General features: G+C 60.1%; 21 protein-coding genes, 1 tRNA gene and 1 pseudogene. 10 read left to right on the top strand and 13 right to left on the bottom strand.

Annotated elements, in window-relative coordinates:
- A pseudogene (locus MFF13_RS26045) lies at positions 1-535 on the top strand (amidase family protein); the annotation flags it as partial.
- A gap of 37 nt (positions 536-572) precedes the next feature.
- Here the strand turns inward: MFF13_RS26045 and MFF13_RS26040 are convergent.
- From MFF13_RS26040 to MFF13_RS26010, 7 genes are all read right to left on the bottom strand, one after another.
- A complete protein-coding gene (locus MFF13_RS26040) occupies positions 573-1,688 on the bottom strand; it encodes a phage baseplate assembly protein (RefSeq protein WP_238273372.1) in 1,116 nt (371 codons plus the stop codon).
- Positions 1,688-3,796: a hypothetical protein gene (locus tag MFF13_RS26035; RefSeq protein WP_238273371.1), complete on the bottom strand. Its 2,109-nt coding sequence runs from the start codon at positions 3,794-3,796 to the stop codon at positions 1,688-1,690. The genes MFF13_RS26040 and MFF13_RS26035 overlap by 1 nt, the downstream gene beginning before the upstream one ends.
- Complete coding sequence (locus MFF13_RS26030) at positions 3,789-4,295, bottom strand: hypothetical protein (protein WP_238273370.1); 507 nt, start codon at positions 4,293-4,295, stop codon at positions 3,789-3,791. The genes MFF13_RS26035 and MFF13_RS26030 overlap by 8 nt, the downstream gene beginning before the upstream one ends.
- 258 nt (positions 4,296-4,553) lie before the next feature.
- Positions 4,554-4,742, bottom strand: a complete 189-nt coding sequence (locus tag MFF13_RS26025; RefSeq protein ID WP_238273369.1) for a hypothetical protein — start codon at positions 4,740-4,742, stop codon at positions 4,554-4,556.
- 119 nt (positions 4,743-4,861) lie between these two features.
- Positions 4,862-5,080, bottom strand: a complete 219-nt coding sequence (locus MFF13_RS26020; protein WP_238273368.1) for a hypothetical protein — start codon at positions 5,078-5,080, stop codon at positions 4,862-4,864.
- Between the two features lie 230 nt (positions 5,081-5,310).
- Positions 5,311-5,583 carry a hypothetical protein gene (locus MFF13_RS26015; protein WP_238273367.1) on the bottom strand — a complete coding sequence of 91 codons (273 nt, stop codon included), beginning with the start codon at positions 5,581-5,583 and terminating at the stop codon, positions 5,311-5,313.
- Entirely contained in the window at positions 5,580-6,401 is an 822-nt protein-coding gene (locus tag MFF13_RS26010) for an ATP synthase subunit B family protein (protein WP_238273366.1), read from the bottom strand. The genes MFF13_RS26015 and MFF13_RS26010 overlap by 4 nt, the downstream gene beginning before the upstream one ends.
- Before the next feature lie 735 nt (positions 6,402-7,136).
- On the opposite strand from MFF13_RS26010, the gene MFF13_RS26005 reads away from it, so the two are divergent.
- Entirely contained in the window at positions 7,137-7,421 is a 285-nt protein-coding gene (locus MFF13_RS26005) for a hypothetical protein (protein ID WP_238273365.1), read from the top strand.
- A gap of 505 nt (positions 7,422-7,926) precedes the next feature.
- Here MFF13_RS26005 and MFF13_RS26000 read toward each other — a convergent pair.
- Genes MFF13_RS26000 through MFF13_RS25980 form a run of 5 tightly spaced genes read right to left on the bottom strand, consistent with a single transcriptional unit; the run spans position 7,927 to position 11,115 of the window.
- Positions 7,927-8,622, bottom strand: a complete 696-nt coding sequence (locus tag MFF13_RS26000; RefSeq protein WP_238273364.1) for a DUF3102 domain-containing protein — start codon at positions 8,620-8,622, stop codon at positions 7,927-7,929.
- The gene (locus tag MFF13_RS25995) at positions 8,619-10,406 is read right to left on the bottom strand and encodes a DUF3987 domain-containing protein (protein ID WP_238273363.1); all 1,788 of its coding nucleotides are present in this window, start codon (positions 10,404-10,406) and stop codon (positions 8,619-8,621) included. The genes MFF13_RS26000 and MFF13_RS25995 overlap by 4 nt, the downstream gene beginning before the upstream one ends.
- Positions 10,403-10,699 (bottom strand): hypothetical protein, encoded by a 297-nt coding sequence (locus MFF13_RS25990; protein ID WP_238273362.1) that lies wholly within the window; start codon positions 10,697-10,699, stop codon positions 10,403-10,405. The genes MFF13_RS25995 and MFF13_RS25990 overlap by 4 nt, the downstream gene beginning before the upstream one ends.
- Positions 10,696-10,899 (bottom strand): hypothetical protein, encoded by a 204-nt coding sequence (locus MFF13_RS25985; RefSeq protein ID WP_238273361.1) that lies wholly within the window; start codon positions 10,897-10,899, stop codon positions 10,696-10,698. Before MFF13_RS25985 ends, MFF13_RS25990 begins: the two co-directional genes overlap by 4 nt.
- 3 nt (positions 10,900-10,902) lie before the next feature.
- Positions 10,903-11,115 carry a helix-turn-helix domain-containing protein gene (locus MFF13_RS25980; protein ID WP_238273360.1) on the bottom strand — a complete coding sequence of 71 codons (213 nt, stop codon included), beginning with the start codon at positions 11,113-11,115 and terminating at the stop codon, positions 10,903-10,905.
- A 104-nt stretch (positions 11,116-11,219) separates the two neighbouring features.
- On the opposite strand from MFF13_RS25980, the gene MFF13_RS25975 reads away from it, so the two are divergent.
- From MFF13_RS25975 to MFF13_RS25940, 8 genes are all read left to right on the top strand, one after another.
- Complete coding sequence (locus MFF13_RS25975; RefSeq protein WP_238273359.1) at positions 11,220-11,861, top strand: hypothetical protein; 642 nt, start codon at positions 11,220-11,222, stop codon at positions 11,859-11,861.
- Entirely contained in the window at positions 11,858-13,015 is a 1,158-nt protein-coding gene (locus MFF13_RS25970; RefSeq protein ID WP_238273358.1) for a tyrosine-type recombinase/integrase, read from the top strand. Before MFF13_RS25975 ends, MFF13_RS25970 begins: the two co-directional genes overlap by 4 nt.
- Before the next feature lie 78 nt (positions 13,016-13,093).
- Positions 13,094-13,183: transfer RNA gene (locus tag MFF13_RS25965), tRNA-Ser, on the top strand.
- 253 nt (positions 13,184-13,436) lie between these two features.
- Positions 13,437-13,670, top strand: coding sequence for a hypothetical protein (locus MFF13_RS25960; RefSeq protein ID WP_238273357.1), 234 nt, complete (start codon positions 13,437-13,439; stop codon positions 13,668-13,670).
- A 172-nt stretch (positions 13,671-13,842) separates the two neighbouring features.
- A complete protein-coding gene (locus MFF13_RS25955; protein ID WP_238273356.1) occupies positions 13,843-14,733 on the top strand; it encodes a 3'-5' exonuclease in 891 nt (296 codons plus the stop codon).
- A 434-nt stretch (positions 14,734-15,167) separates the two neighbouring features.
- The gene (locus tag MFF13_RS25950) at positions 15,168-15,914 is read left to right on the top strand and encodes a hypothetical protein (RefSeq protein WP_238273355.1); all 747 of its coding nucleotides are present in this window, start codon (positions 15,168-15,170) and stop codon (positions 15,912-15,914) included.
- On the top strand, positions 15,911-17,416 hold the full coding sequence (locus MFF13_RS25945) for a helix-hairpin-helix domain-containing protein (RefSeq protein ID WP_238273354.1): 1,506 nt from the start codon (positions 15,911-15,913) through the stop codon (positions 17,414-17,416). The genes MFF13_RS25950 and MFF13_RS25945 overlap by 4 nt, the downstream gene beginning before the upstream one ends.
- A gap of 186 nt (positions 17,417-17,602) precedes the next feature.
- Entirely contained in the window at positions 17,603-18,148 is a 546-nt protein-coding gene (locus MFF13_RS25940; RefSeq protein WP_238273353.1) for a recombinase family protein, read from the top strand.
- A gap of 316 nt (positions 18,149-18,464) precedes the next feature.
- Here MFF13_RS25940 and MFF13_RS25935 read toward each other — a convergent pair.
- A partial coding sequence (locus tag MFF13_RS25935; protein ID WP_238273352.1) for an IS256 family transposase occupies positions 18,465-19,144 on the bottom strand: 680 nt, incomplete at its 5' end.

The raw sequence follows: 19,144 nt of genomic DNA, 5'->3' as shown, positions 1-19,144 counted from the left end.
CAACTTCGACAACGAGCTGTACCTGGCCCGCAACCCCGACGTGAAGTCGGCCGGTATCGATCCGCTTGCCCATTATCTCGTTAGCGGACAGGCCGAAGGCCGGCAGGCTTACGCAGCGGTGGGTAAGGCAGGCGATCTTGCTGTGCATCCGGGCTTCGACGCGGAGTACTACCTCCTGTCGAACACGGACGTGGCCAAGGCGGCCCTGGCTGCAGGCGGCGACAGCTTCGCATTCGCTTACAACCACTATGAAGCCAACGGCTGGCACGAGGGGCGCAATCCCAACGCGATCTTCGACATCAAGGGCTACCTGGCCAAGTACGGTGATGTGAAAGCGGCGAACATTGATCCGCTGGCGCACTACGAGGCGAACGGCTGGAAAGAGGGACGTGATCCATCTCCAAGCTTCGACGTCAAATCGTACTTGTCCGCCTACAAAGACGTGGCCAACGCTCACGTTGATCCGATGTTACACTACCTCCAAGCGGGCGCTCTTGAGGGTCGGGCTGCATTTAACGATGGGCACTTTGGCTGAGATCAAAAGCGCGAGCCGGGTTGGCTCGCGCTTTCATTCAGGTAGCCGCCTCTGGCTGCGCAGGCGCGTTGCCGAGGTCGTAGAACCCATCATTCTTCGTGGCGTCGCCCTTGCGCTGCTGCCAGGCCAGCGTGTTGATCAGGTCGAGCGTCGTCGTCGTCCCCGCGTTCGCATCCTGCTGGTAGCTGTAGCCGGCCACCTTCAGCGTCTCTGTCGCGCTCTCCGTCGGGAACAGCATGGACGACTTCACCGTGACGCCGTCCGACGGGTCCCAGAGCCCGCCCACGCCGGGCTTGAGCCAGCCCTGGTAGGTCAGCTGCAGCTGCAGGGCCATGCTCTGCAGGACCGCCGCCTCCCAGTTCGTGCGTAGCTGCGTGCCCTTCTGGTCGAGCGGCATCTCTGCCAGAACCTTCCGCATCGCCCCGGGCGTGCCGCCCTTCACCGTGGCCTTCGCCTGGATCTCGGAGGCCGCTTTGCCGAACAGGCTGTCGGAGCCGGGCTGCTGCGAGTTCGAGACCAGCGACTCCACCGCGAGGTGCCGTAGCTGGCAGTTCGCCGTGAGGATGTTTTGCCCCTCGACGAAGGCGACCATGCTGCTGCCGGACTTTGGCCCAGCCACCACGTTGCCGGCCGCGTCGGCGTAGAAGAACAGGTTGCGCTGCTTGCAGAGCCGCGAGATCAGATCGAACGGCGTCTCGCCGTAGCGGACCATGACGTTCGGGAAGGGCATGTCCCACCCGTCCGATCCGTTCTGGACGCGGAAGGTGAGGCCGTAGGGCTTCAGCACCGAGTTCGCGATCGCATCGAGCTTGTATCCCCGATACTGCCCCGTTCCGCCGTTGATGCTGGCTTCCGTGATCAGCCCAGCCTTGCCGTAGCCAGTGACCTGGACGGCATGACGGTTGGCATCGAACACGGCTTGGCGGTCGCGGATGTAGCCCTGCTGGATCACCACCTGCCCAGCCAGGGCGATATCGACGCGGTCACCCGGCTTCAGCCTCATAGTCGCCACCGCGCTCGGCTCGGCGCAGACCAAGCGGAAGGATCGGATCCAGCCCTCGTTCATGAAGTTCTGCTCGACCTGGACCTGCACCCAGTCACGGTAGGTGCCGCCCTCGGTTTGCACCTCGCAAATGAGATCGGGATCCGGCATCAGATCGCCTCCATCTGACTTTTCTTCGAGACGGTTGTCTCTCTGAACAGGTCGCCCATCGAGGTGCGCGCCCGCGTGCCGGGCGGGAAGCCGTTCAGGTCGATCGTCATCCGGTGGTCCTGAGGCGGTGCCTTCGCGACCGGAGCCTCGTCGCCGTAGAACCGGCGCATCATGCTGTCGCCGGTGCGCTCGCCCGAGCCTTCAGCAGAAGCCGTCGCCCCGCCGTCGGAGCCATCGGCCCGTAGGAGCGCGACACCCTTCCGGCGGTGCGGCCCCATCTGGTTATCGACCTTCTCCCGAACCGTGCCGGGCGCTCCGCCGGCCGCCGCATCGCGCATCTGCAGGTGCCGCTCCGACACGCCGCCCGCGTTGATCGCCCCGTAGACTTGGTGGATGCCCATGCCGGGGCGGACGCCGCGGTCGCGCAGGTAGCGCGTGACCGCCTTCATCTGCTCGCCCGGCGACATGTCCTGCGTGACGCCGTACTTCTCGCGCTGCGGCTGGCCCCACTGGATCAGGCCACGGTGCTGCCCCCACTTCGTCGTCGGACCCCGCTTCCATGGATCGAAGCTGCCGGCTGTCTCGTAGGAGATGACGGTCGCCAGGTCCTCGGCGCTGATGCCGAGATCCTTGGCCGACTGCTTGATGCCTGCCGCAAGCCCGTCCGGGTACTTGGCCGCGAGCGGGCCTTCCGCTGATCGGCCGGACCCACTTCGATCGATGGTGCCGCGATACGGCATCGGAGCCCGAGGCGAGATCGCCGCTCCGCCGCCACCGCCGGCCAATGGCTGAGGCAGACCGAGCGGGGGGATGGTGCCGACGCCGCTGTAGCTGCCCGGGCTTCCACCGCCGCCCATGCCGCCGTAGCCGGCGCGATGGATCAATGGGTTGCCCCCGCCGACCACACCGGAGAAGCCCGAGGGCTGGGCCGTCGCACCACCGGAGGTGCGCAGTTTCTCAAGCTCGTCGCCGACGCGCCGAAGCTCCTCCGTCATCCGATCGCGCTTGCGGGCGTAATCCGGTGCGTTCGGGTTGGCGTCGAGAAGCTTGCGCTGCTGCTCAATGGAGTCGCGCTTGCCCTCAAGTTCGCCGCGGGTCAGCGGCTTGCTGCCGCCCCCACCAAGCAGCGGCTTGAACTCGACGTTCTTCGACGGATCGCCGAGGCCGATGAACTCCTTGAACTTCTCGTAGGTGCGAACGATCGCCTCGAACTCCTGCACCGTGGTGCGGGCGAACTTGCCGATCTCCTCAAGCTGCTTACCAAAGGCAGCCATCGTCTCGGCGGAGCCGAACTTCTCGACGAGGGCCGACAGCTGTTCGAGCAGCGGCGCCAGGGCCTCGGTGCGCAGGCCGTCCATGTTCTCGCGGACTCGGCTCAGCGCCGTCTCGAACCGCTGGGCCGCCTTTACCTGGGCATCCGTGGTCTGACCCTGCGCCTTCAGGATCTCGTCCATGACCTGCCGGTAGCGGCCGGTCAGCTGACCGGCGACCGCTGCGATCTGGTCCGAGCCGAGCATCATCTCGACGACCTTCCGGCGCTTCACCGGGTCACCGATCTGCGAGACCGAGTCCATGAAGCTGTCGAGCGCAGCCTTCATGTTCGGCGAGCTGACCATCTTCTCGACCAGCTCGCCGAGGTTCATCTGCTGCAGATCGAGATAGGTCTGGCCGTAGCGCTTGCGCATCTGGCTCATCTCGTCGGCGAACTTGCGAACCCCGCCCTGCATGGTCTCCGCCGACACGCCGAACCGCTCGCCCAAGGCGCTGAAGGCGCGCAGCTGGTCGACAGCGAGGCCCGTCTCCTTCGACATAATTGCCAGCTGCTGCGTGCCCTTAGAGAACCCGCTGAGGGCTGCCGTGACTGCCCCAAGCGACACACCGGCACTGAGCCCGACGAGGCCGAGGCCGGAGAGTACCGGTGTCATCCCCTGCAGGGCGGCAGTGGTCTTGCCGAGGGCACCGTTGAAGCCTTCAAAGTCTCGCTTCAGATCCTTGCCGGCCTGGATGCCAGTCTTGGCCGCCCTGCCGAGGGCCGTCTCCAGCTTCGCCAGAGGGCCGGTGAAGCCGTCTTGGACTTCTGCGACTAGGCGCAGGCGATCGTCAGCCATGGGTGGCATCCTTCGGCGTGTCGAAGCTCGGGAGGGCGTAGAACCAGCTTTCCAGCGCCGGCAGGTCGAGCGGTTCGCCTGCGACCTTCGCCAGCGCCGGCCAATCCGCTGGGACAATCCCACCGTGATGGACGTCGGCGACCTCGACGAGGCTCCAGGAGGCCGCAAGCGGGGTGCCGATGCTGGCAAGGAAGCGCTCGCCGATGGCACCGGCCTCGACGCAAACGGCAGTGTCGAGGGCGTAGGCGGCCTGAAGCGAGGCGCCGAACTCGACGGCGCGGCGTGCGGCACGGGCACCGATCTCGCGAACCACGGCGCTTAGGGCAGCCATCGCTATCTCGGCCGGATCGGTCTGCGGGGGCGGATCCAAATCTGGAGCGGCCTGGCGCGCGACCTCGGCCGCAACCGGTCCCTTCGCCGTCCCGCCACGATAGGCCACCGGGCGCTTGGTCAGCAGGTCGTCGGACGCCTCGACGTTGACCAGGCCGTCGACCGTCATCACGAGGTGGCCGCGGGCCTCCCACTTGTTCACCGTCGAGCGGTTGACCTTGTGCCGCCGTGCGAACGCTGCCTTGGTTGCCGTTGTCGCCACTGTTGCCGTTGCCTGTTGCCGCTGTTGCCGTTGTCGGGTTTTGGAAGCTCAGACCTGCGGAGAGCCTGGACTCGCGCTGACCCTCGACCCTCCGCCCCCTGGGTAAGGACCCTGGGAACGCGTGGACAGCCCCCCTCCTGTCGGGGTGCCATCCGAAGCATCCCGCTAGCCTGAGGCGTCCAACTCCGCCTCGAAGGCAGCCATCTCCTCGTCGGTCGCGGCGACGGCTGAGCACCACTGCATGTGCACGGGGATCGGCATCTCGTAGGTCGGCATCTGGTAGGAGCCGAGAGCGTCACGCCGTACCTCGCCGCCAGTCTCTTCGATCAGCCCATCAGCCAGCAGAGCCTTCATCGTCCTCGGGGAACAGCGCGGAGGCTCGCCACACCCGATCCGATCAAGCGCGCGGCGCTCAGCAGAGGTGCGGCCGGGATGGGGCAAGCGGTCTGGCTTGCTGGTGCTGCTCGACATCATCACGCCACCGCGTCGGCGCGCGACCAGCTCCGGCCAGTCCAACGCATGGTGTGGCCGTCGATGAGCTTGGTGGCGTCGATGGCGGGCCAGCCGGGGCAACCAGCACCGTGCGGATCTCCCGGATCACCGCTCTGCATCGTGTCGCTGAGGTCCTGGTAGACGGCGAATAGCTGAGCATCCGTCAGCTTGGCCGGCGGGATAGGTGTGGTGTCGGCCATGAAGGCTCTCCGATCTGTCCGGTGAGGAGACCGCAGCGGGGTGACCCTTCCGCCGCGATCTCCGATGGTCCCGCTGGCTTGGAGAGCGGGCGGTCTTGCCAGCCTTCGTATCCCTCGCCCCATGGCTGAGGATCAGGCGAGGGACAGGCTGGCTTGTCGGTGTTGGGCTGACCGGGGAGCCCTCAACGGCGCGGCTGGAGGCCCTTGCGGGTGGGCCGCGCAATCTCGTGTCAGGCCGTGCGGCGCCAGAGCGTCCCGTCGGCGGCGTAGCGCTGATCACCCACCTGGTAGGCGGTGAAGACGCTGGCGCGAGCAGTAGCGACGACCGTGCGCCCCTCGCTCGCGGATGCCTGGCGCTCGGCTGCGTGGACAGAGGCGGACCACGCCGCGAAGCGCTCGGCCTGGGTGAGCTTGCGTTCGCCCGCTGCTGGAGCGCGGTCCTTGCCCAGCACGCGACGCCAGTGCGCCGTGTTGGCCTCGATGTTCTCTCGGGTGATGGTCATGCGCGGTATCCCATGTCGGATCTGAGAGGCTGAGGAAGGCTGCGCCAGATCGGCGGGGCATCCCGACCGAGACCGGGCAGCGTCACACGATGCGAGAGCGGGACGTGGGGCTCGCCGGGTATGCTCGGCACGGAGACCCGGCGCTCGATCGTCTTGCTAACCCGATGCTGGAGATCGTTGCCGGCCATGATGCCGGCGGGCCCACCGGTCCGGGCGTCGACCCAGGCCAAGTCATGCGTGGTCTCGCTGCGCATCGGGATGGTCTCGGTGCCGTTGAACGGCTCACCCGGGGGCACCGGCTCTGCGTCCTTCGGCAGGGCTGCGTTGGCCTCGGCGATCCGCACTTCCTGCTCACGAAGCTGGCCGAGCACGCCAGCCAGTTCCTTCGCCAAGACGATGTACCGATCGGCGAGTTTGGCCACCTCAGCGCTGGCCTTCATGCCGACCTTGCGCAGCGCCTTGCGGCGGGTCTGTTCGGCCTCGTCGTCGGCCTGGGACTTGACCTCTGCGATCACTGCCGCGGCGTGCTGCGCCTCGGCCTGATCAATGCGGACCTTGGCGACAGCGATGCGATGGTCGAGGTCGGCCACGTCGTCAGCGGTGCCAGTCAGCATCAGGTCGGGGCGGCTAGCCTCCAGCGCAGTGCGCTCGGCGACCGCAGCGTCACGATCAACTGCAATTTCGGCCGACGTGCGCGGCGCAAGCTGAGCGGCGTCCCGAACGAACGGATCGCGGTGCTGCGATCTGATGGTGACAACAGGGTGAATGGTGCGGGTCTCGCGCACGTTCACAACGGGAATGGTAATGCCGGCGCTCATCAGGCGGCCTGCCGCATCGCGGGGGCAGACGGAGCCGGGCCGGGACCGTCGTCGGTGCTCGACGGGCTGAGGCGAACACCGTGCGCGGTGAGCTGAGCCCGGACGGACTGACGGACGAACTCCGACATGGTTTGACCGCGCTGGCGAGCGGCGGTGTCGACAGCGTTGGCAAGTTCGGTCTCGACCTTGAGGCGTAGCGTACTGGGACGGGGAATTACGAAAGACATTGCGACACCACGGGATTACGATTGCATGGCTACGACAATGCTAATCTGCATCATTATGTGCAAGTGTCATCCGAACGCTCAGGTTGAGCGCATATCATTGACCGTCATCCGCCGTTATCCGCTGTTGTGTTTTGTTATGATTTTTGACGACTTGCTGCGACAGCTTGCCACGCCTCCCCACACTTTAGTAAACTCTGCGATGTTGACGCTTGCATGCGTCGACTTACTCGGGAGCCGATGAACCGCTCCCTTGGGAAGGACCCAGAAAGCGCTGTATATCGCCCTATCCGCTGTATCCGAGGGCTCCTCGGCCACCGCGATGAAGGTGGTTTACCAAGACGCCATACAACCGCATTCGCCGCCCGCGGAGTGACTCTTGCTATGGCGCCCTCTAGGATCCTCAATGTGGGTCGCTTTCAAGACGGTTGGAAACATAGGTTCATCGGCATTGAAAAATATCTTACCTATGCTGAAAGCAGGCTTTTTTACTCAATACTAGGGGGGGGACATGTCGGATATTTACTTACTGTGCGTAAAGGCCCTAGTAAAAATGGGCATTGATGCTTCTTCCATAGATAAAAAAGGGCTTGAGGCGGCTATAGAGCAAGCAAAAGGAGTGGCACCTTCATTGCGAAGGCTTATGGGAAAGCCGAAATTTGATGCGGAGATGCATAATTTTTTCAGTAAATCGGGCGAGTTTAAAACTGCAATCAACAATATGGCGAAACATAGCGACGCGAGCGTAAGCGTCGCTGCAGGTAGAGCAAGAGCCACGGGAAATCACTTGGTCTAACAGGAGTTTAACATCATGCCATATTTGGTATTGGCTGCAGTTGCCATCTACGTAGCAACGCATGCAGGCGGTATAACAAAATTTCTGCAGGAAAAGGGATGGAAAAAAGTTGTTGGAGGACTTGATGCTACCAAGACCGACAACGAATAATATCAATACAAAATGAACTAATAATATTTATAGCCGCTTTATACTGATCTAGAGAACAAGCATGCACAAAAAATTGATTAAAATTATTGTAAAGTCTCTTGATGGACCCGCCACCGGCCGGCTCCTTGCTTAGTCGCGAGATCGGGCCGTGACCTGGCGATGCACTTCACGCGCTTCCGAGCTGCCCCGTCTTTGATGCCCGAGGCAGCAGCGGCGGTCTTGAGCGATACGAACTCGTTGCGAGCTGGCGCTGACAGTGAGGGTATGGCTGCCGCAGCCAGAGTCGCAACGATGTTTGCTGCCCTCGCCATGCAGGCAGAGTGCTCATCCTGAAGGGCTTGGCGCTCAGGGGCAGTCATGGCTGATCCTGTGAAGCCCGGCGTTTCTTAGCTTCCTCCAAATCTCCCATAGCAATAGCGATATCGACGGACGACAGGTCCTGAAGCTTCGGCAGGAGTTCGAGGAGCTTTTCCCGAGGCAGGTTCTTCTCGATCAGCTCTGCCGCGCGCTTTCCAGCGGCCTTACGGTCCGCTTCGGTCAGGTGGGCGTAATGCTCTGCCCAAACCTTACGGATCATGTCGTCCCGTTGCTGCTTGGTGATATCGCCCCGATGGAAAAGCTCGCGGGCGAAATCCTCTTTCCATTTCGGCTTGTCCTTGGCCTCGTCCCAAACTCTCATCAGTTCGGTGAATTCGTACTCGGCTTCTGGCGACAAAGGCGTGCGCGCCACCGTGGCGCGCTTCGGGCCAGTCGCCTCGGCTGCCGCTTCCCTCACGCTCAAACCCGCAACGCGTTGCGCTTTTGACGGGTCACCTTCGACGTGCCGGGCGATCCGCATGTAGAGCTGCGCCGTCCTCGGCGAGATGGTGGTGTTCAGCCGAAGCCAAGCGTCCCAGCCGCCGTGCGGCACTGTCTCTTTGGCCTGGGCGAGCAGCCGGCCGCATTCGACGGCGTAGCGTGCGCCCTCGCGCTTAGCGGCTTCGACGCCGGCATGAGCCGCGTTGATCGCGCCCGCGATGTTAGACTTCGTCATCATGACCTCCATCATCATCGTTGAGGGCGAAGGTCGTAGACCGCCGCCATGTGATCCCCGGAAGCCTGATCCGAAGCCCCTTCTGAAAATATCTTACCCCCCTGTGCCGTTTGTGCCTTTGGCGCCGAAAGCTCTGTTTTTGGCGCTATTGGCGCCAACGGCACTATCGGCACGGGGGGCCCCATCTTTCTAAGGATGGGGGTTTCGGCAAAAGGGCGGTTGGCAAGCACCTCCGGATGAACTTCGTAGTTCTGCGCCTTTCGCCCTTTCCGCTCGCCGGCTCGGGCGAAGCGCTGCCGGATGAGGTTGGCCTCCAGAAGCTGCTTGCAGGCAGCCTCCATATCGGCGGCGTCTCGCAACATGCCGCCGACCTGGCGCCTGACATCCCGCGCATTGAACTCACCGATCCGGTTCTGCCGCAGGTGCCGGGCGAGCAGCATGCCGCGTCGCTCGACGACCGGGATCGACGCGTCGCCGAACACGCGCTCGGCCATCGGCAGGAAGTAGGCGTTCAGGAGATCCGCAGCGGCCGTGACGGCGGCCGGGGAAATCTCCCTCGGCTCCGCCACACTCGGCGCTCCGCCGCACCACCATAAGTGCTCCAGGACGGCCGAGAGCCGGAGCGCATGTCCGCGCGCCTTGCCGAGCGTACCGGCAAGCAATCCGCTGGCTTCATGGCAGCGCTCGACCATGTCGCGGGCGAACGCCTCCAGCCGATCCTCCGCCTCCGATGTCAGGCGCAGCTTCACTGGCTCCGGCTGGCCGAACTCGTCGACGCCTTGGGCGAGATCGGTGAGCCGCGCGAAGGCCAACTGCATCGGGCCGTCGTCCTGAACGCCGCGCGCGAGCGTGAACTCGGGCTTGGTGTCCGGCCAGGCCCAGAGCAGACGCGAGGCCAAGCCGTCGTCGGGGCCGTTGAGGATCATCTCCAGCTTGTCGGGCTGCACGCCGCCGAGCACGCCGATGCTGAGGTGCCGGATATGCAGCGGCTCCGGGTTCTTCATCCGATCGACGACGTACGATCTTCCGCCGTACATCTCGATCGCGAAGGCCCGATCGGACCCGCCACCGCCATACTTGTCGAAGGCACCGAGCCAGCCGGCCAACTCGTCGCGCACGAGGAGCAGGCCACGCGGCAAGCCCGCCGCCAACGCGCCAAGCGCCTCAACGGTGGCGTCAGCAACGCGGATGCGAGGCCGAACCGGAGCCGGCGGTTCGCGGGCATTGTCCGGCATCGGCGGCACGTCTGCGTCGCCGTTCTTCACGGCGGTTTTGACCTCGACCTTCCAAGCCTCGACCCGCGCGTCGCAGGCCTGCTTCAGGGTGGCGTGCTCCTGCTGCACCTCTTCGAAGCCGTAGGCCATGCGGTCCTCGGCGAAGCGCACCAGCGTGAAGGCCGCATCCATGCTCGGTGACTTCGACGAGGACGGCGGCCCGACCTCACCGCACCACAAGACGGGCGGCTCAGCCCAGGCGGCACCGGCCTGGGGCCAGCGCACGTTGGCGATCGTGGCGCCGACGCTCGCGAGCAGCGCTACCGCAACGTAGTCCGGCGGTGCCGAAGCGCTCCGAGCCTTGCGCTCGCACCACCCGGCCCAGGGTCCGAGCAAATGAAGCGGAAAGGCCGGAGCCGGGCGGCGTCCGGTCCCGAGCAGGCTGAGATCCGTCTCGCCCCAAGAACCATGCCCCCCTGTGCCGTTAGTGCCGTTGGCGCCAATAGGGTCGTGACGCGGATGATGCCAGTCGTCGGCCGTCGGCGGGCCGAGGCGTTCCAACTCGTCGGCGAATGGGTCGGACTTCATGCCCGCACCTCCAGATTGTCGGTTGCGGGATAGCGATCGGGGGCAGGCGTCCGCCGCTCCGTCTGCTCGGCCTTGGACTTCTTCAGCTCGGCGAGGATGCTGGCCGCCGCGCGTACATTCGCGATCAGGCACCGGACTGAATATTCGAGCCCGGCATCGTTGCCAGCCTCGACGTAGCTCTGACCGATCCGAGCATGGATCTCGGCGCCGGCCAGGGTCTCGGCGATGAATTCGCGGTAGGCGTCGAGCGAGCCGTAGGCGATGTGATCGGCGGGTGAGTGGCGGGCGCTCATGCGCGCCTCCCGTCGGCCTGCCCGAAGGCTAAATCCGCCACAGCCGCAGCGAGCGCGGGGCTGAAGGCGAAGCGCGAGAGAATGCGCGAAGTCTGGATTTTGCGGGTATCGAGTGCTATCTGGAAAGTGTCGGCCGCCAAACCTGACATCTTTCCAGAGCCCTCGTCCTCACCGGCGGGGGTTCTGTCGTTTCGGATCATGCGTTAGGCGCCTCCCGGCAGCGGAGCGCGCGGCTGATCCAGCAGGCGCTCAAAGGCGAGCACCGGCACGAGCATGCGGCGGCCAATCCGGATCGTGGGAATTTCGCCTCGGCCAGCGGCCTCGTAGGCGGTGTTCCGACTGACACCGAGGCGCCGGCCGGCTTCTTCCACGCTGATAGTTCTGCGCTCCGTTGCCGCTGGATCGTGCGTCGACATTTGAACCTCCTAACCATCTTACGATGTGAAAGATGATATCGTCTCGTCCTTGACGATCGCAAGGCGTACTCATACGATTTGTAAGACGGTTTTGGAGGGTTTCGATGGGTAAGCGTGGGCCAGCACCTAAGGGTGAGTACGTTGGGCAAACCTCGGTACTTTCGACACGAGTCACACCAGAACTCCGGGCAAGGCTACATGCTGAAGTGGAAAAAAAAACGAATAGTACCATATCAAATGAAGTAGAGAGAAGATTAAGAAATTCATTCATAGAAGACGATACGATTAATAGTGCTTTTGGAAGTCGTAGAAGTTACGCTTTGATGAGGGCCATATCAATGATTTTAGAATATTGGCATAACCCGTCTGACTTAAAAAGTGATTGGACATCTGACCCATTGGCATACGATCAAGTCTGTCGGAAGATAAATTCTTTTCTTACAGATATGAGACCTAAGGGTGAGGCTGGCGTACTTTCGGATGACGACCAAGCTCTTGTAGACTTAACGGCGCGGTCGCACCCCGCTGGCATTCTCTACGAAATCGAAAATGCCGATGCGGCTATTCCATTAAAGGCATCTAAAAGACAAAAAGTACTATCGAATATCAAGGCCGATCTCGGACTTATGATTGAGCGATCAGCAGAGCGAAGTGTCAGCCGGAAAAAACAAAGATTGGATGAAATCGATAAATCAGATCCCGCCGTAGTGATCCCGAAAGTAGGGAAGAGAAAGTCGCCGCGATGAAAGGCCATATTCGCGAGCGCTCGCCCGGCAAGTGGGCGGTTGTGCTGGATCTCCGCGATCCGGAGACTGGGAAGCGTAGGAGGAAGTGGCACACCTTCACCGGTACAAAGCGCGAGGCGCAGAAGGAGTGCGCCCGCCTCATCACGACTCTTCAGGGTGGCGACTACGTTGAGCCGGCGAAGGAGACCTTGGCGCAATACTTCGAGCGCTGGCTGGAGCACATCCGCTCGCAGGTCTCGCCTCGCAGCCACGAGCGCTACACCGAGATAGCTCGGAAGAACCTCGCCCCGCTGCTCGGCAGCGTTGTGCTCACCAAGCTTCGGCCGGAGCAGATTTCTGCCGCCTACGGGAAGGCGCTCCTTAGCGGTCGTAGGGATGGCAAAGGCGGCCTTGCGCCTCGAACCGTCCACCATATGCACCGCATCTTGCGGCAGGCGTTGGGCCAAGCCGTGAAATGGCGCATCCTCGTTCGCAACCCAGCTGATGCGGTCGACCCTCCGAAAGTCGAGCGACTGAAGATGCGCGCGCTGGACGCGGCCGAGTCTGCGGCCCTGTTCGCGCACTTCCGGCCGACCCGGGTTTTCATCCCTGTAGTGCTGGGGACGATGTGCGGGCTGCGACGCGGTGAGGTTACCGCGCTCCGGTGGCGCTCGGTTGATTGGAAGACCGGCCACATTGAGATCGTTGAGAGCACCGAGCAGACTCGGAAGGGCACCCGGTCGAAGGAGACGAAGAGCGGCCGTGGCAGGCGCGTCGCCCTCCCCTCCTTCGCACTCGAGGAATTGCGAGCTCACCACATCAGGCAGGCCGAGGAACTGCTGAAGCTCGGGGTGCGCGCGGCCAGCGATGGCTACGTCTACACGCAGGCCGACGGCTCCCCGGTGCAGCCGAACAGCCTCACGCACGAATTCACGCGGATCCTGGCTCAGGCGACCCACCTGCCGAGGGTCCGCTTTCACGATCTCCGGCACAGCCACGCGACGCAGATGCTGGCGAGCGGCATCCACCCGAAGATCGCTCAGGAGCGCCTGGGACACTCCAGCATCGCGATCACGCTGGATCTGTACTCCCACGTCCTGCCGGGGATGCAGGAGGACGCGGCAGCGAAGGTTGACGCGGCGCTGCGCGCGGCCATAGGTAAGACCGCCGGGTGAATTGGTAGCAAAGCGGTAGCAAAGGCGGTTTTCAGCCCCCTGCCCTATCGACAGAAAACCAAATTGCCACAAAGGCTTGGAAGGGTGGCCGAGTGGTTTAAGGCAGCGGTCTTGAAAACCGCCGTGGGGGCAACTCCACCGTGGGTTCGAATCCCACCCCTTCCGCCAAGAGGTGTGCCTAAGTCTTTGTTTTGGTTGCGAAAAAACGCATTACAAGATTTCTCGCCCCTCAAATTCACCCACATTTTGTGGTGGGTTGCATCGGACGTCTTCGGATCATTTAAGGCAGTCCCTCGTCGCCAAGGCGCCTTTCGGCACAACGCCAATTCAAACCGAGCAATCGACCATAAGCGGCCATTCACACGGCGCGGTCAGCCTGCTTCAGATCGAAAGAAGCGGGTTTGAGAGCAGTCAGAGAGAGTTGGAGCAGGCAAACATCGACCTTGTCCGTGAGTGGCAAGGCAAACTCGCCTCCTCACGCGAGGAACTCGGCCAAGCTGTTGCCGCGCGCGATGCGGCCAAGGGTCAGCTTGGCATTTCACAGCGCGAGCTTGCTGCCTCGAAGAAGCGCCTTGATCAGGCTCGTGAGCGCGTATCCGAGACAGGAAGCATCAAGCCCGTCGAGACGTCAAAAAAGGCCGCAAGTAAGCCATAGCGGCGCTCAGTTGCTCGGCAGTCGGTATCACCAACCATAGCCGCACTGATTTCCTTGGGGATCCAGCCCCGATAGGTCTGGCTGGGGAACTACGACCGTGTCCTGCTGCTGAGACGAACGGCGGTTTTGGTCGGCGGAAAATTGGCAAGGCTTTAGGTCGGAAAAGGTTTCTGTGACGCAACCCCTCGACAGCATTGCCAGCGTGCTGGAAGGCACCGGTGAGTACCGGGTGCTGCGGCGTGTCCGACCATTCGTCGAGTACGTTGATCCGCCGAACGAGCCGACTTTCATCGGTCTGATCCTCGACACAGAGACCACAGGCATCGATCACGCGCGCGACGAGGTGATCGAGCTTGGCATCATCAAGTTCGAGTACGGCGCAAGCGGCCGAGTCTACCGGGTGCTCGAGACGCTCAACCAGCTTCATGAACCGAGCAAGCCGATCCCGTCCGAAGTCACGCGCTTGACCGGCATCACCGACGCCGACGTGGCTGGCCACCGCATAGATGATGCGGCCGTGCGCGCGATGGCCGCCGATGCCGCCGTCGTGATTGCTCACAACGCCAGCTTCGACCGCCAGATGTGCGAAGGCCGCTGGCCAATCTTTGCCGAAAAGAATTGGGCTTGTTCCTGCCATCAGGTGCCATGGCGTGACGAAGGCCACGAGGGCATGAAGCTTGGCTACCTGCTCACCGACTACGGCTTCTTCCATAACGGGCATCGCGCCATCGACGACTGCCATGCCCTTATGGCGCTGCTGGCAGCTCCGTTAAGGGTCTCTGGCCGCCTCGCGTTGTCATGCCTGCTTGAAACCGCTCGCAAGCCCACGGTGCGCATCTGGGCCGCAGGTTCACCCATTGCCACGAAGGATGTGCTGAAGGCACGCAGCTATCGCTGGAGCGGTCGGCGGCGATGCTGGTACATCGATGTCGAAGAGGAAAGGTTCGAAATCGAGTGCACCTTCCTCAGCGAAGAGATCTTTCAGCGTGAGATCCAGGACCTACCAACCGACCGGATCACGGCGCGGGATCGATTCTCAGCGCGAACAAACCCCGAAAATTGAGGAAATTCCTCGGCCATAGCTCGTCGCGAAATATGTGACTACATCCCATAATCCGACTATAGAGGGCCACTTTTCGCTCTGTCCGACCTTGTGGGCACGGCCTAAAAATCTGCTACACCTAATCAACCGTTCGGCTGGCCATGTGGTTGAAAGCGCGATCCTGCAGTACGCCATTGAATCGATCTAATTAAAAAATAATATTAGTCTACGTCACCATAAATAGTCTAGATACCAATCATTGAAGATTTATAGCCCATCGATTTGTAATAACTACAGACCATCTAAGATCTCAAAATGTTAAAATTTTAGATAGGAACTTACTATATGAGCTACAGACAGCGTTTTAGCATGCATTTGCAGTTTTATTCAATAACTTCAAAATTAAATATTGCCACGATGATCAGTAACTACATTATCGCAATAAGGAGGTGGCGGTGAGTTTGAGCCGACTTATCTGTGGTGACGCAACCGACAGCTGCGTAGCAAACACTGCGCTCGACCATCTATCGAACTCAATAGCCCGCTTCTCCGAAAAATCAATAAATTACCTCAACAATCCATTTTCGGAGGAAGCTGAAAGTTTTGGGGCATTTTGTGCTCGTGTCACATTAGAAAATGCGTGTGCGGCATTGGTAGGAAGACTCGATCCGTTCCGTATTTTATACCTTACTGAGTATCAGAGTCAGTCCGGGTTTGAATACGGAAAACCCGTAAAATCAGGATTTAAGTGGACTGGGGATGTTCTCTCAGAGGACAAACCAACAAAAGATTTATGGAGCGCAGATCACGATATTGCGAAAATAAGCCGAGCTTTGTTTTCACCCCATGTAGATCACGTTTATTGGCGTCCGGCAACAGAAGCCGCGCTAGATTATTTGGCCGCCTATACGGGTGAAGGCGACCTAACTGAGTTGAAAAAAGCTGATCCTGAGGCATTTATTGGAAAAACAAAAGGTCGTTGCGCGGCAATTTACTCTACTTTGTCAAAAGGAGTTCACTGGGAGTTTTTCACTTCGGCGGTGACTATGGATGAAGGAACTTTGAAAGACACACTGCGTGACTGCCTTCTTCAGGTTGGCACTCTCGGATTTTTCTCTCATTTTGTGTCTACGTCATATCGAGCGCTTGAGAAGGACGTAGCTCTTGCCGCGTATCTAGAGTTCAGAGGCAAATTTCAATGACAGCAATCTCAATGGATGACGCGGATTCAGGCTTAATCTTAGCCGCCGAAGAATGTCCAGACGAAAAATTCGAAGGCTATCATCATTTTTCGAGTTACGACGACATTATAATAAGAAAGCTATCTGCTCACGGTCCTGTATTGCTTCGAGGCGGGAGAGGAAGCGGAAAAAGCGCATTACTCATACAAGCCCACCGAAAGATGATCACACAGGGAACAGTTTTTTCGGTTTATATGAGTCTTCGCTATTTACCATTACTTCAATCGGATGGGCATGAATATATTGGTCATTTTTGCGATATTTTATCTAAAGAGATAAGTTCTGAGCTTCTAAAAAACTCTATGAACTGTGACTTTGATCATGCAAAAGATGAAGTATCTTTGCAGATGTCGCTGGCTAAGTTGTCGCGCAAATTAGACAAAAGAATTGTGATTCTCTTTGACGACGCAGCTCATATTGGAAGAGAGAAACCGCTCGAGGTGTTTTTTGATCTTTTTAGAACGCTGTCGAGCAATGCCGTGTCTTGTAAAGCTTCGATATATCCAGGCGTTACGAAATTTGGAGTAAGATTTGACGTATTCAATGACTCGACAGTTATAGATATTGGTCGGTCGGACGTATCGAAAGAAGATAATTATTTCAGTGACGTCATCCGAATGCGCTATCCGTCACTATCTGATCGGAAAGCCTTTTCGGATCGATTAACCCCGGACGAATTTGCAAATATCCTTGGCCGTGCAGTTGTTGGAAATATGCGGGCTTTCATTCTGGCATGCAACCGGTTCGACGGGCGAACAAAGATTAGCATACCGGACTTAAATTCGTGTTTTCTTAATATGGCAGAGGATTATTACTGGCCACTAATGGAGGAAGTAGCTCCAAAACTTGGTGTTTATGAGCCACTCATCGAACCTTCGACGCAAATTTTTGAGGCTATAATCAAGCATATTATCAGGTCTGCAAATTTTAGCATGAAAAATGTTCCTCAGGATAGAGTAATCATACATAGAACATATGTCGGACAGTTTTCCAAGATATTCGAAATATTGGAATATTTGGGATTCATGATCAAGCGCGAAGCATCGCGCGGCATGAAGTCAGGAGGAAGAGGTCCAGTATATGCCATCAATCTTTGTAGCTTGTTGGAACAAAGTCCAACAAAAAGATTAACAATTGAGATGATTATGGAATGGATTTACGCGAGGCCTGACTTAGCTGAGATTCATTCATCAGCACCCGCCTTTAGTCATATAAATCTTCCAACCCTCGCGAATGATGGCGACTTAGGTATTTTTAATAAGTCGGTAAATGACTTAGCAAAATCTAAGGTCTATCCATACGGACTAACCGAAGACAAAATTATAAAACTCAGAAACTCCGGAATTAATACTATCCGACAATTGGCGGACGCAAGTGATGCAGATCTTATGAAGATTGATACAGTTGGTAAGGCAACTATAAAGCGCATGAGAAGCGTGTTGTTGCAAGCTATATGGATGTAGATATTTTTTCTAATAATCTTTTCAATTTTATATTTCTAACGCGGCTACTCCTCTGGCGATACATTATGTAAAATCAGGGTATACCCTTGCGTGACGTAACAGATAACGCAATGTGACCCGTAACATCCGGGTTGACGATGCCTATTTGTGACGCGGTAGCTTCAGGCGTAAAGCCTGAGGTGACACATGCCCCGCATCGGTTACGCCCGCGTCAGCACCGTTGATCAGGACCTCGACGGTCAACTCACCCGCCTGAGATCCGAAGGGTGCGCGATCATCCGGTCGGAGAAGGTGTCAGGCGGCAGTCGCGAAGGGCGAACAGAGTTGGCCACCATCCTCGAGTTCCTGCGCCCCGGTGATGAGTTGGTCGTCACGAGGCTAGATCGCCTCGGGCGAGATACGCGCGACGTACTCAACGTCGTGCACGAAGCCGAGCAGCGTGGTGCTTCGGTGACCGTCCTCGACCCCCACGTCTCGACGCGCGGGGAAATGGGGCACGTGGTGATCACCGTCCTTGGGATGGTGGCGCAGATGGAGCGGCGCTTTATCAAGGAGCGTCAGCGAGAGGGCATTGCGCAGGCGAAAGCTGCAGGCGTGTACCTCGGTGGTCAGCGCCGGCTCGATTATGACCGCATACGGCAAATGGCTGCTGCAGGGGCTGGGCCAACAGAGATTGCGAAGGCGCTCGGCTGTTCACGCATGCAAGTCTACCGGGTGCTCGAAGAGCCATAAGGAATGCCCCATCGGGGCGGATAGCCCGTGAACGTGGTGGCTGCAGCCATCAGTGCGGCGCCGGGCTTTTTTTCAAGGACGGCAAAGTCTGCTGTTTCGTAGGCTTGCTGGTGGGGGCGCCTTTTGGGAGGCGCTGGATGTCGCGAACGCAATCGCGGACACCGGATGTGGAACGGGTGCTTCAGCCCGCTCGGCGGCTCTGCCCGGCCTGCGGCCAGAGCATGCGGATCCGCTATGAGAACCGACGCAGGTCGTGTCCCTGGGCGTGGTGTAGGTTGGTGAGGACCACCACGATCACCGGCTTGGGCCGGGACGATCAGGCTGCCAGAGTGGGCAGGCTGACGAGGGGATCATCGCCGATCGGGGCGATGCTTTCCAGGGTCATGTAGCGCGACCGCTGGACGGCCCATTCGTCATTCTGTTCGAGCAGGATCGCGCCGACGAGGCGGGTGATGGCAGCCTCGTTGGGGAAGATGCCGACCACCTCGGTCCGGCGCTTGATCTCGCCGTTCAGGCGCTCCAACGGATTGGTCGAGTGCAGCTTGACCCGGTCGGCGGCCGGGAAGCCCATGTAGGCCAGCACGTCGGGCTCGGCCGTGTCCATCAGGGCGGCGAGCTTGGGCACCTTGGGGCGGAGTTGGTCGGCGATCCGCCGCCATTGCTGACGGGCCGCCTCGGCATCATCCTGGGCGAAGGCGGTGGCGATGAAGGCCGAGACGACGCGCCGCCCGCTGCGGCCGGCATGGGCGAGCACATTCCTCATGAAGTGTACCCGACAACGCTGCCAGATGGCGTTCATCACCTTGGCCACCGAGGCCTTGATGCCCTCGTGAGCGTCCGAAATGACGAGCTTGACCCCGCGCAGGCCGCGCCGGGCGAGCTTGCGCAGGAAGGCCGTCCAGAAGGTCTCGGCTTCCGACGGGCCGACATCCATGCCCAGCACCTCACGACGACCGTCGCTGTTGACGCCCACCGCGTACGCCTCCGGTGAGGGCC

This window comes from Methylobacterium cerastii, from assembly GCF_022179125.1.
Taxonomy (GTDB): Bacteria; Pseudomonadota; Alphaproteobacteria; order Rhizobiales; family Beijerinckiaceae; genus Methylobacterium; species Methylobacterium cerastii.
The sequence above is the reverse complement of the archived record's forward strand: the minus strand, read 5'-3'. Positions and strand labels throughout refer to the sequence as shown.